General features: G+C 39.2%; 13 protein-coding genes and 2 pseudogenes. 9 read left to right on the forward strand and 6 right to left on the reverse strand.

The window, feature by feature from the left end:
- Positions 1–31: 31 nt before the first annotated feature.
- The gene (locus M5E07_RS03560; protein ID WP_252221986.1) at positions 32–1,267 is read left to right on the forward strand and encodes a type VI immunity family protein; all 1,236 of its coding nucleotides are present in this window, start codon (positions 32–34) and stop codon (positions 1,265–1,267) included.
- Between the two features lie 202 nt (positions 1,268–1,469).
- On the opposite strand, the pseudogene M5E07_RS03565 reads toward M5E07_RS03560, so the two are convergent.
- Positions 1,470–1,595 (reverse strand): annotated as a pseudogene (locus M5E07_RS03565) (LysR family transcriptional regulator); the annotation flags it as partial.
- Positions 1,596–1,913: 318 nt separating this feature from the next.
- Here M5E07_RS03565 and M5E07_RS03570 point away from each other — a divergent pair.
- The 4 genes and pseudogenes from M5E07_RS03570 (at position 1,914) to M5E07_RS03585 (ending at position 4,903) form a co-directional block, all read left to right on the forward strand.
- The gene (locus tag M5E07_RS03570; RefSeq protein WP_252221989.1) at positions 1,914–2,345 is read left to right on the forward strand and encodes a hypothetical protein; all 432 of its coding nucleotides are present in this window, start codon (positions 1,914–1,916) and stop codon (positions 2,343–2,345) included.
- 53 nt (positions 2,346–2,398) lie between these two features.
- Positions 2,399–2,656: pseudogene (locus M5E07_RS03575) on the forward strand (Fic family protein); the annotation flags it as partial.
- A gap of 563 nt (positions 2,657–3,219) precedes the next feature.
- On the forward strand, positions 3,220–3,489 hold the full coding sequence (locus M5E07_RS03580; RefSeq protein WP_116763726.1) for a hypothetical protein: 270 nt from the start codon (positions 3,220–3,222) through the stop codon (positions 3,487–3,489).
- Positions 3,490–4,648: 1,159 nt separating this feature from the next.
- The gene (locus M5E07_RS03585; RefSeq protein ID WP_116760374.1) at positions 4,649–4,903 is read left to right on the forward strand and encodes a TIGR03643 family protein; all 255 of its coding nucleotides are present in this window, start codon (positions 4,649–4,651) and stop codon (positions 4,901–4,903) included.
- A 5-nt stretch (positions 4,904–4,908) separates the two neighbouring features.
- On the opposite strand, the gene M5E07_RS03590 is transcribed toward M5E07_RS03585, so the two are convergent.
- Together M5E07_RS03590 and M5E07_RS03595 are read right to left on the reverse strand one after the other, a co-directional pair.
- Positions 4,909–5,052 (reverse strand): DUF2256 domain-containing protein, encoded by a 144-nt coding sequence (locus M5E07_RS03590; RefSeq protein ID WP_252221992.1) that lies wholly within the window; start codon positions 5,050–5,052, stop codon positions 4,909–4,911.
- Positions 5,053–5,055: 3 nt separating this feature from the next.
- The gene (locus M5E07_RS03595) at positions 5,056–6,579 is read right to left on the reverse strand and encodes a cryptochrome/photolyase family protein (protein WP_252221995.1); all 1,524 of its coding nucleotides are present in this window, start codon (positions 6,577–6,579) and stop codon (positions 5,056–5,058) included.
- Between the two features lie 372 nt (positions 6,580–6,951).
- Between M5E07_RS03595 and nudC the strand changes: the two genes are divergently transcribed.
- Positions 6,952–7,725 carry an NAD(+) diphosphatase gene (gene nudC / locus M5E07_RS03600; protein WP_252221998.1) on the forward strand — a complete coding sequence of 258 codons (774 nt, stop codon included), beginning with the start codon at positions 6,952–6,954 and terminating at the stop codon, positions 7,723–7,725.
- Positions 7,726–7,980: 255 nt separating this feature from the next.
- On the opposite strand, the gene M5E07_RS03605 is transcribed toward nudC, so the two are convergent.
- From M5E07_RS03605 to M5E07_RS03615, 3 genes are all read right to left on the reverse strand, one after another.
- The gene (locus tag M5E07_RS03605) at positions 7,981–8,178 is read right to left on the reverse strand and encodes a hypothetical protein (RefSeq protein ID WP_116760182.1); all 198 of its coding nucleotides are present in this window, start codon (positions 8,176–8,178) and stop codon (positions 7,981–7,983) included.
- A gap of 70 nt (positions 8,179–8,248) precedes the next feature.
- On the reverse strand, positions 8,249–8,476 hold the full coding sequence (locus M5E07_RS03610; protein ID WP_116760184.1) for a hypothetical protein: 228 nt from the start codon (positions 8,474–8,476) through the stop codon (positions 8,249–8,251).
- Between the two features lie 96 nt (positions 8,477–8,572).
- Entirely contained in the window at positions 8,573–8,788 is a 216-nt protein-coding gene (locus tag M5E07_RS03615; protein ID WP_116760186.1) for a cold-shock protein, read from the reverse strand.
- Positions 8,789–9,271: 483 nt separating this feature from the next.
- Between M5E07_RS03615 and M5E07_RS03620 the strand changes: the two genes are divergently transcribed.
- The 3 genes from M5E07_RS03620 (at position 9,272) to M5E07_RS03630 (ending at position 12,222) form a co-directional block, all read left to right on the forward strand.
- Complete coding sequence (locus M5E07_RS03620; protein ID WP_252222001.1) at positions 9,272–9,820, forward strand: lipocalin family protein; 549 nt, start codon at positions 9,272–9,274, stop codon at positions 9,818–9,820.
- Positions 9,821–9,955: 135 nt separating this feature from the next.
- Positions 9,956–10,942 (forward strand): acyl-CoA desaturase, encoded by a 987-nt coding sequence (locus M5E07_RS03625; RefSeq protein ID WP_252222004.1) that lies wholly within the window; start codon positions 9,956–9,958, stop codon positions 10,940–10,942.
- On the forward strand, positions 10,939–12,222 hold the full coding sequence (locus M5E07_RS03630) for an NAD(P)/FAD-dependent oxidoreductase (protein WP_252222007.1): 1,284 nt from the start codon (positions 10,939–10,941) through the stop codon (positions 12,220–12,222). The genes M5E07_RS03625 and M5E07_RS03630 overlap by 4 nt, the downstream gene beginning before the upstream one ends.
- Positions 12,223–12,226 lie beyond the last annotated feature (4 nt).

Genomic DNA, 12,226 nt, shown 5'->3' on the forward strand with positions numbered 1-12,226 from the left:
TTCTACAGAGTATTACCGCTTGGAATTGATTATGCATTTAGTTGAAAAACGACTTCCTTCTGAGAAAGAGCTTATTCAACAAATAAAAGAAGCTGAACGTGAATTGTTGATGCTAGATAAGGAAGATCGAGTTTTAGCTCAATTATCTTTAACTATACAGCTCTATTATCTCAATGGGGGGAATGATGAAGGGAAGCAGAAAGCCCTAAATATCATTGATAAATTCAAGAATACATATCCGCTGAAATCGCATTTTCCTTTTAACGCTTCTGGTTTTACTGAGTTTACTGAAAAAAGTTATCAATCTGCTTTTAAAAATGCCAAAAAGCCAAATGTAATGGAATGGTATTTATGCTCAGCTGAATCTAATGAGTTCACCGCTAAGTACGCTTTAGGTATATTTACGGCAAGGGATAATTACGGGTTATCTCATTTGCAGTTGAACTTTCCTCTCTCATTTGTTTATGAGGAGGATGGGCGAAAAGAATTTAATGCTTGGATTGAAGAATTGTTAACTCAATTTGAGGTATTTCATGGCTATGCGGGCCTAAGTATTCAATTACCTTATGATCGTCATCCTTATCAATTTTATGAGTATGGGGTTACTCGACAATATTGGGGTATAACACATGATGGTGCTAGTTTCCTTAAACGAGATTGGTATGAGGGGATCCGGAGTATTAATTGGTATACATTTATTGGGAAAGACTTAAAAGATAAGTTTATTCATCAGCCCTTCTATGAGACTACTTTAAAGAATGCTCCTGATCTAGAGCTAACAGAAATAAATGGCTGTATGGTTATTAAAGCTGGAGAGTTACCTCGTTTAGGCCATAAAAATAAACCATTGCCATTAAGCTATGTTGTCGTTAATCAGCTTTGTAAAGCAGTACGTACCGAAATGCCAACGGATGCTATGCATACCGCATATCGTGGGCCACGTTATTCATTGTCACAGGTCTATTATTGGATTCGAAGATGGGATAACGCAAATTTTACTAAAGGTGTTTTTGACTTTGAGGGGATCAAAGAAGATTTATTGCCGATTTTAGGAGAGTATGGCAATGAAGATCGGATCGTTCCTTACAGTGGGGTATGGACTCCATTTGACTTTGAGGGATTAGCTCAATCTTTAATACAAGGCCAAGAGTTTCCAGAAGAAGCCGAATATGATTGGGACAATCGAGAATTAGATAGTAAACCTGCAGTTTGGAAATTAGTCTCAAGAGATGATGGTGGGATTGTTCTGGAACCTAATCCGTTTTAATGAATTCAAGAATAATTAATAGATGAGAAAAGCTCTAAAGGGCTTTTCTTTATCTATATTAGATGGATGTAAAACTGCGAAAGAGAAAAAGTATGGTAAACAGAATAATCATTCGGTGATCCTAGACAAAATAATGGACACATAGTCCCTCTAAAGATAACGTAACGTTAACTTTGGAGATGTAAAAATGGCTAAATGTTTTTTAAAAGCCTATAACCATTTGATAAGGTTTAAACCCTTCTAGCACTGCATCGGAAACTAGCTGAATGAAAGGCTCAGTCTTTCCATAAGCCATCCATTGATTCAAAGCTTCATAGTAAGCTGAACGATAAGTTGCAACTGAGATAGTTGCCAAAAATATTCAATTAAAGCAATTAAAGTTAGGGCGTCAGCTCACCCCGAGAGAAGCAACCATTTTGCACAATGCAGGGGAGAGTGGCTTGGATTCTTTTTTGGACCCAGCAGAAGATAAGACAAATTTTGAAAATCCTAAAAAAGTCTATAATCGCTCAAGAAATTGGCAGGAATCAATCAGGCAAGCTTTACGAGGAATTATTTACTCTAAGCCAGACCGTTGCCCAGCTTGTACTGTGACTCCACGCACATTACATAAATATTGGACACCCAGTGAGGGTTATTCAGGACTATGAAAAATTTAACATTAAAACATTACTTGGCGCTTATTCTGATTCTTTCAGGTATCTTGGCTATTTGTTTTGAATCTCTTACAAAAGGTTTTGTCACTTACATGCCTTATGGCGGAGGGGAATTTGTCTATTTGAGGGAAATGGAAGGCTCAAATGAAGACGAAAGCGTACTCCTTTGGTTCTTTGGTATCGTAAGCGTTATTCTTGGTACTATAATGTTCTTTGTGAAGAATATTACTTATGTTCTGAGAATTGGCTTTTTTGCTTATGTATTCCTGTTCTTATGTGCACTCATGATCGATAGCGATCCTTTAAACCAACTCATTATCAATACAGTTAAGTTTGATCACAATATCTACTTGATTTTATGGTGTATTTTTTTAGCTCTTTATACTGTAGTTTTTACAATATTAAATATGAGAAATGACTGATTTTTAATAGTAGTTAATTTGAAAATGATCGTCCCTTTGTAGTTGGTCGGATTATTGAGTTTATTTTGCAGATGATTCTAGATGCAATACTCAGTTCCGATGCCAGCGATCAAGTTAAACGTCTCATCCAGAATATGGAGCAGCAGGAATATAGCCTAACTGAGCTGATGGCTCTTTTAGGCTTGTCCCACCGGGCAACTTTCCCAAAAAATTATTTAACTCCAGCATTAGAAGCAGGTGTGGTTGAACGTACCCTTCCTGATAAGCCTAAGAGTCCTAAGCAAAAATACAAATTAAAAATTGAGCTATAATGACCGTACGCCATTTCAAATCCAAATTCAGGATTTGAATAAGATATTAAAGTGATTCAATGCATTAAATCGAAGTTGGGTCAATGAAATATATTTTTTCTTATAAATTACATAAAAACAGTTGCTTGGGTTTTGAGTTCAATTGACGACACCCCACCAAATACTTAAATTTGTATAACGCAATATGACGTTATATAAGTAAATAAAGCTTAAATCTTAATGGTTTAGGCTTTTTTTATGCCTGTTTATGCCGTTATATGAAGTTTCTTATAGCTTGTTGCTATGTATGGTAGCGTGTAGAGATCGAAGGATGGTGGGAAGATAAAAAGCAAGCTCGATATTGTTGAGGTTTGATGAAGAGCAAGATAGCGTAAGTTGTCTTGGTTTTTTATTTCTAGTTGAGTAATTTTACTGTTTAAAAGCGGTGGGTGACCTATTATTTTTCATGAGATTGTTTTAATATCAAACTCTTATGATAAAATTCAAAGGTTCGATTTGAATTAAAAATTAATAGTACTTTATAACTTTAATAATGTTTCAAAATATATTTATAAGGATTTCCTATGTCTGCGATCATTCTCATTGTTTACAATATTTTGTTCTTCGCTACATTTGCTTGCTTGATAAAACCGAGTTTGCTCGCTAATTTTATAGGTAGGGAACCATTACCACGATGGATTTTTGCTGTAGCACTTGTAATTATAGTTTCAGTGAAGCCAAACCCTCATGAGCCAGAAAAAGATGATGCTAAAATACAAATAGCTACTCAGAACTTAGCTACGACAGCAGAAGCAGCTCCTATATCAGTAGAGGCGGCAGAAATTAAACAATAATTTAGAATAACATTGTAAGGTATAGCTTGTATGGTTGTTTTGTTTTTGTAAATAAAATTTTTATATATTAGTTGTTTGGTTCAATTGACGCCACCCCAAAATTTAATTCAAAGCTGTTCGACTGAATGTAAAAAAGCCTTTAAACGCAATGTTTAAAGGCTTTTTTATTGCCATACTATCCTAAGTGATTTGACCTAATTTTTGCCTTGTGTGGGTAATTATTGGGATAATTTGACCCAGAAATTGATACTTAATATTCTTGTTAAAGTTATGGCACTTACAGACACTGAATGTAAAAAGTCTCAACCAAGGGACAAACAATATCGTCTTTCAGATTATCCAATAAGAAGATCAGAATCGAAATTTACTGCATCAATATCTAACTCAGCTAACCCTACATCGTTCTGAAAAATTATTTGTACGTGTTGATTTCGGCTAACTGAGCATGCACGTAGAATTGGTGAGCAATCGTTGAATGTAACCAATCACTATGGCGCAGTCTCATTTGAAGAACATGATTTGAAAGGTATCTCGGTAAATTGTTTGGATGACAAGCAGATTCAACGTACTTTGTAAGCTCTAAAAACTCGTTTCTTCGACCTATAGAGCTAATTAATAATCAAAAAGGCTAGTATAAAACTAGCCTTTTTATATGCATCTCTGCCAGTTTGAAAACTTAGGTGGGGGTAAGCAAGCCCAAACAAGAGAAGCGTTTAGATGATTCTTTCATTTGACCAATCAAAACTATAGTTTTAGTCCTTATCTTTGATAGGAGTAATAATGAATATCTTAACGTCATAAAAGCCATATAGGCGTGGATATACTTAATCTTCGTGACGATTTTGACTGTAGTCGTGAGTAGAACTGTGAATGCCTTTATCTTCAGATAGTCCCGTAATCACGGTGTCAGTTGCATTATCAAATTTTCATAAAATTATCCTGCCTTTTATCTCTTTTAAGTAACGTGATGTGAAAAAATTCTAGTAGTAAAACGAGCTTAAAGATGAAAAAAATCACAAAAAATTCATGTCTTTATTTCTATGCTCGTAACCGAATCAAAATAGATCCAAGTTGTACACGTGAGTTGATTGAGTTTGTTGATGCTGTAAGTGTTAAAAAATCAGCTTTTTACTATTATTTGATTAAAAATGAGGATGGCGTGAATAAATTTGCTGAACAGGATTTATCAAGAATTATCGAAATGGCTTGGGAAGATCGAACCCCATTTGAAGCTATTCATCGTGAATTTGGTTTGAATGAGACTGCAGTGATTCGCTTAATGCGTGAAAATATGAAACCTTCGAGTTTTAAAATGTGGCGTAAAAGGGTAACGGGTCGAAAAACAAAGCATGTGCAGTTGCGTTCACCTGATGTAATTCGGGCTTATTGTTCGAGGCAGTACAAGCGTTTCTAAGTACTTTACTTTGGGCGCTGTTTGGACTCACGTTTACATCGTTCAGAACAGTATCTGACTTCTTCCCAGCAACGTTGCCATTTCTTACGCCAGTTAAAAGGGCGTAAGCAGTGAATACAGATTTTTTCAGGAAGATGCTGCTTTTTCATGGTTTATAACTCATCAATCCGACTGAGCAGTTGCTGCGCATGAGTGATAATCTGCTGCCGATCTTTAAGTTTATCGAGTTGCCGATAGATCATGCCCATACGTGGATGAGTACGAAATATCGCTTCATGTCGGATCATAAAATACCAGTATAGACTGTTAAATGGACAGCTATCTGGCTCAGTACGAGTTTTGACATTGTAGGTACAGTGCTTGCAGTAATCTGACATTTTATGAATGTAATTGCCCGAAGCGGCGTAGGGTTTGCTGGCCATTAAGCCGCCATCGGCGTGCATCACCATGCCCAGCGTGTTCGGTAGTTCTACCCATTCATAGGCATCGGCATAGACCGCCAGATACCATTCACTGATCTGCTGCGGGTCTACACCACTTAACAGGGCAAAGTTGCCAGTAATCATCAAACGCTGGATGTGATGCGCATAGGCATTTTGGAAAGTATTGCGAAAACATTCTGCCATACAGTTCATCTGGGTATGACCAGTCCAGTAAAATTGTGGCAGCGGTGACGAATGCTGTAGTGCATTGCGGTTGGCATATTCCGGCATGTACAGCCAGTAAATGCCTCGTACATATTCACGCCAACCCAGAATCTGTCGGATAAAGCCTTCAACTGCATTTAGTGGCGCATGACCGGCATAGTAGGCAGCTTCTGCTGCATCACAGACTTCTTTGGGCAACAGTAGACCACAGTTCAAATAAGGTGAGAGCAGGCTGTGAAACAGCGTATCCGTCCCTTGCGCCATGGCATCCTGATAATCACCAAAATAAGGCAAACTATGGGTAATAAAATGTTCCAGAACACGCTTGGCATTACTGCGCGTGGTGGCCCAACGAAAATTGGCAAGACTTCCAGAATGCTGGCAAAACTCACGTTCAACCAGTGCAAATACATCTACATCAATCTGATCCCGTTCAAAATTAAGTTGCGGGGGCAAGGGCGGACTGCCCGACCAAGCTTTGCGATTGGCACTGTCATAGTTCCACTGTTGTCCAATGGGCTGCTGACCCAGCATCAAGTAACCAGTCTGCTTGCGCATTTCTCGGTAAAAATATTCCATACGCAGTGTTTGGTAGCGACTGGCAAAGTGGCGGAACTGCTCCAGACTACAGAAAAAACGGTCATCATTCAGGCACTGTACGGGCAGTTGTAACCGTTGGCTCCAGTGCTGTTCAATCTGCTGTTGTAGGCGATATTCTCCACAGTGGGTAACTACCAGTTCTGTTACGGGGAACAGTTGTTGTTGTGACTGCACAAAATCCAGCAGGCTACGAATAGGACTACCAGATTCAAAAGCATGATAACGTACACGCCAACCATCGGCTTTAAGTGCCTTGGCAAAATGACGCATGGCACTAAAAATCAGCGCAATTTTTTGAGGATGATGGGCGACATAAGTGGCTTCCTCAACCACTTCTGCCATCAGGATTACATCTTGGGTGCGGTCCAGTACTTTGAGCGTAGCGAGCTGATGATGAAGCTGGTCTCCCAGAATTAAACCGAAACGCATACCAATCTCAAAGTCTATAAAACATACAACAGTGTAAATGTAGACAACTCAATTTTATGTGAAAATACAGATCACCCAACAGCGACCGTGTCAGATGCGGATCAGCTATTGCACAGAAATCATCATCACTTGAGCAAAGCTGTATTTATCTATAAAAATTTCAAGCCACTTTACAATACTCGAATTCAATCATTGTCTAATGCATAGTGGGTGTGAAAATTATGTGATTTTAATCAAATAGATACAAATTATTATTGTTGCGATTCAGGCAGCTTACGCCTAGTATTTGAATTGAAGTTACTCCATGTATGCTTCCTTGGTTTTGTCCCATACGCACCTTTGTATGGGATTTTTTTTAATTAGAGGATTGTCATGAGCATGCATTCAACAGCGTATATTTTTAAACAGCAGCAATTACTTGTGGATAATCATTTCCAGTTGCCGCAGGTAGCAAGACTTCAACATGATCTGAACCTATCGGAAAATGGCAAGATCATTGCACGGGATTTGAAAGAGGATGAACCTGTGCCAGAAGGTTACCAGTTGGTTCCGATCAGACAACTGGTACAAGTTTGGAGTAAACACCAGTTTGAACAAGCCAGTCGTGCGGTACAGTTACTGGAATGGCGCCGTAATCACCGCTTTTGTAGTAAATGTGGTCATGCCACCCAGCAGCATACCAGTCAGTATGCTATGGTCTGTCCATCGTGTGGTTATAACCAATATCCGCGGGTGAATCCTTGTGTGATTACCATTATTACCCGAGGTACAGATGAAGTTCTGCTGGCGAAAAATGCCCGCAACAAAACCCAAATGTACAGTTTGATTGCTGGATTTGTCGAAGTAGGGGAAACTTTGGAAGAAGCTGTACGCCGTGAGACGCTAGAAGAGGTCGGGCTTCAGATTAAAAATATTCAATATCTGGCCAGTCAGCCGTGGCCATTTCCCAGCAATCTGATGATGGCATTCAAGGCGGAATATCACGCAGGGGATATTCGGATTCAGGAAAATGAACTCAGTGATGCACAATTTTTCAAGTTTGATCAATTGCCCGAAATTCCGTTCAAGGGCAGTATCGCCTATGCCATGATTCAGCATGTGATGCATGGAACACCTGTGGCAGATGATACCCAAGCGTGGCTTTGAAATTTTAAAAGAGAAATGTTTGAATGATGATTTCTTGCTGAAATAAGAGCGGAAATCTAGGTCATCTAGAAAAGTAACTCTCTCAGCACTTGCCACGGACTTTGCCCGTCTTCACCCTATATGCTGAAATAAAGAGCTTGGCAATGATGGTGTTGCATGGTTTTTTGGTGCGGTGTGATCGGCTCGATCATTTGACTGTGGTGTATTTTACAGACCACTATAAACAGACAGCATTCTGAATAGACTGGGAATAATTTAGATAATCTTGAAAATTTTTCCACTTGAAGTACTTTGGAAAAACATATCAAAGCTAGGTCGAATATCTTCACCATCCACGGTTATATATTTGACATGGGAGCAAGACTGGCTAGCACCAAAATGGTGATCAACTGTGGCTTGAATAGAATATTTGATACCGAATTGATCTTTTATATTTAGATTTTGTTTAAGCATTTATATATACCTTGAATAATAGCGCGAAAGAGAAACGATTACATGGCTTAATCATTCAGAAGTTTTTTATTTAAATCACTTTATGATTTAACTTAAATAATTGATTCATGGAAATATAAAATGTACGGCCATCTAAATTTAAATCTACTTCAACGCCAGATTCTAGAAGCACTTTTTTACCAACTTCAATCGCTTTAAACCCTTCACGTGTATTTTGCATTTTATTTAAGGGGATTAACGAGACAATAATTTCAGTACCATTTGTAGATTTTGCCACTAATTCATTAATTTTTAACAATGTGTATCCTGTTTTTATGATTTTTTCGAAGAATATGATCAACAACTTTTGAATTAAAAAAGTACAGCGTCGTACTTTTTTAATTCATATAATTACTTAGATCGCAGTAATATTAACTGCGTTTGGGCCTTTTTGACCTTGAGCGATGCTGAATTGAACTTGTTGACCTTCAAATAAGGTTTTAAAACCTGAACTGGCAATTTCACTGAAGTGGGCAAAAACGTCTGGGCCTGATTCTTGTTGAATAAAACCAAAACCTTTAGTTTCATTGAACCACTTAACCGTACCTTTAACAATATTTGAGTTTGACATAATAAATCCTACTGATTTTTTAATAATTTTAGTCATTTTATTGACTGCTTATAACTTGGAAAATAATAAAGAATGAGACTTAAAATCTAAAAAAACGAAGGATTATGAATAAAACGACGATACTTAACAGAGATTCAATGAAACAAGACTTTTTTCTAGTTAAGTTCACTATACATTAAAAATAAAATTAATCAAGTTTTTTTATATGTATATTTAATTATCTTATAAAAGGCATCTGAATCGGGAAGGAGTCTGTTGATCTGGTTGACTTTTTTTTTTAACAAGTTCATGCACAGCACTGATACATTTAAACAGAAAAAAACAATTTACTGCTTTAAAATCGGATCTAAGAAAAAATGATTTTACCCATCTTCTCTGGCTATAGAATTAAAATTGCGCCAGTACTTATTCTGTATTTAATCTTCACACTTTGTTCACATCTACTTGGGTTATCTTAAGCGTGCATTAAAACAAGGCTTAAAAATGAAAACGCTATTCAAGTCACTTTTTGCCGCTATAGCGCTGGTCATCAACAGCTTAAGTGTAACCACTCGAGCAGAAACTGTTACGCCTCAGGCGGTAAATCAGGTGGATATTCAGAAGTATGCTGGTAAATGGTATGAAATTGCACATTTACCGATGTATTTTCAGCGTAAATGCGTATCGAATATCACGGCACAATATAGCGTCAATGCCGATCAAACGATTAGGGTATTGAATAGCTGCCGAATTGCCAATGGCGAGATGATTAGCTCTGAAGGTGTTGCCTATTCGCAAAATCAGGGCAACAGCAAACTGAAGGTCAGCTTTTTGCCTACAGGTTTAAGATGGATTCCGTTGACCAAAGGTGATTACTGGGTATTACGAGTAGACCCAGAATATAAAGTGGCATTGGTTGGAGGACCGAGTAACAAATATCTGTGGATTTTATCGCGTGAACCACAATTGGATGAAGCGACTTATCAGTCCTATTTAGATACAGCGAAACACTATGGTTATGACGTTACGAAACTAATTAAATTGCCGCATTAATCTGCTACCCCTTTGCCGAACTGATAAATCTCTCTACAGTTCGGCTTTTTTTCTTTACTTCACATAAAATTCATATCTAACTGATTAGACTCATCAAATAGAATAAAGACAGTCGCTTAAAATTAGGATAAGTCCATGTTGAAAAGTCTGATACGATGGATAGATAGCTGGTCTACAACTGCACAGCCTGAAATATTGAATGCTGAAAATAGCAAGATTCAGTGGTTGAGAATTTTGCCGTTTATTCTATTGCATCTGGCTTGTCTGGCCGTGTTTTGGGTAGGTGTGTCATGGTTTGCACTTGGCTTTATGCTGATGTTCTACCTGATTCGCATGTTCTCTATTACGGCTTTTTTTCATCGTTATCTGTCGCATAAAACTTTTCAAACCTCGCGCCCAGTGCAGTTCGTGTTTGTATTACTGGGCACCATGAGTGCACAGCGTGGCCCCTTGTGGTGGGCAGCCCATCATCGTTATCACCACCGCTATACAGATTCTTCACAAGACCCACATTCATCTACCCACGGTTTTTGGTATAGCCATGTGGGCTGGTTTCTGAATGAATATAACTTTGCCACACGTAAAGAAGTCATCAAGGACTGGTTGAAATATCCGGAATTAATCTGGCTCGACCGATTTAGTCTAATGGTGGTGCTGCTGACCGCGGGTGGGATTTATGTGCTAGGAGAGTGGCTGGCCATCACTTGGCCACAACTCGGCACTTCTGGCTTGCAATTACTGGTCTGGGGATTTGTGGTCTCTACCGTGCTACTGATCCATGCGACCTTATGTATCAATTCACTGGCACATCATTACGGCAGCCGTGATTTTGACACTGATGATCAAAGCCGTAACAATTTATTCTTGTCTATCATTACCTTGGGCGAAGGTTGGCACAACAATCACCATTATTATGCAGGCAGTACCCGACAGGGCTTTTACTGGTGGCAGATTGATGTGACCTATTACCTACTAAAAATTATGTCTTGGCTCGGGATAGTTTGGGGCTTAAAGCCAATTCCAGCGCGGGTCTATGACGTCAGTAAAATTGCACAAGCTCGAAAACAGAGAAAAGCAGCCAAAACAGGCGCTCCTACTATTCATTCGAAGGAATCACCATGAAAATTGCGATTATTGGTTCAGGTATTTCCGGTTTGTATGCGGCTTGGAAATTAAGTAAAGTGCATGACGTTACCGTCTTTGAAAAGAATAACTACTTTGGCGGCCATACCGATACCCATCAGTTGAATATAGATGGCGAACAGGTCGCGGTGGACAGTGGCTTTATTGTATTTAATGAGCATAACTATCCACTGTTCTGTGCAATGCTCAAAGAACTCGGGATTCAATCGCAAAGCAGTGACATGGGCTTTTCGGTGAACAATCAGGTCACAGGTTTACAGTACAATCCTTCAAAAAAATTCTCGCTCTTGTTTAGACCGCAAAACTTCTTTAATGCCGATTTTCGCGTGATGTTGTCGGATCTGTTCCGTTTCTATGCTGCGAATAAAGAGATTGAGGTTGAACAGATTGATGCACAGCTCAGTATTGATGAGTATCTGAATCAGCATGACTATTCCGAAGCCTTTCGTCAGGAACATCTCTATCCGATGTGCGGGGCACTGTGGTCTTGTCCAGTAGAGCAAGCCGGACAGATTCCGTATAAATTTGTGGTGAGCTTTTTTCAGCACCATCGTATGTTACAGCTCAAAGACCGGCCTTCGTGGCTTACGGTCAAGGGGGGATCAGCGCGTTACGTCCGTGCTATTCAGGCCCAGTCGAATATGACTTTCCGCAAGACCGGTGTTCTGCATGTCTCGCGGAGTGCCAATGATGTAGTGATTGAAACTGTACAGGGCAGTGAACGTTTTGACTGGGTAATCTTTGCCAGCCATGCTGATGACAGCTTGAATTTACTCAAAGACCCGTCAGCGCAAGAGCTGGAGGTACTTGGAAAGTTTCGTTATCAAGATAACCGTATGGTGGTGCATTCCGATACCCATATCATGCCCAAATCCAGACGCCAGTGGGCCAGTTGGCATGTGCATGTGACCCCCAGTCGTGCATCCGAATTAACGCCATTCCAGCATAGTGGCATGCATTACGGTTTCAGTTACTGGATGAACCAGTTGCAAAACCTAAACTGTAAAACCCAAATCTTTGCCACACTCAATCCTAACTTTAACCTCAATCCAGAAAAAATATGGGTGGAACGGTATTACCGTCATCCAGTATTTGATGCTGCTGCGATTGAAGCACAACAACGTTGGGCCGAAGTCAATGGTCAGAACCGGACATCATATTGTGGTGCCTACTGGGGCTGGGGTTTTCATGAAGATGGCGCGCGTAGTGCTTCATGGGTCGTAAATCAGTTACTGCAACAGACTGAGCAGGCGGCTTAGGAGC

The organism is Acinetobacter tibetensis, from assembly GCF_023824315.1.
Classification (GTDB): domain Bacteria; phylum Pseudomonadota; class Gammaproteobacteria; order Pseudomonadales; family Moraxellaceae; genus Acinetobacter; species Acinetobacter tibetensis.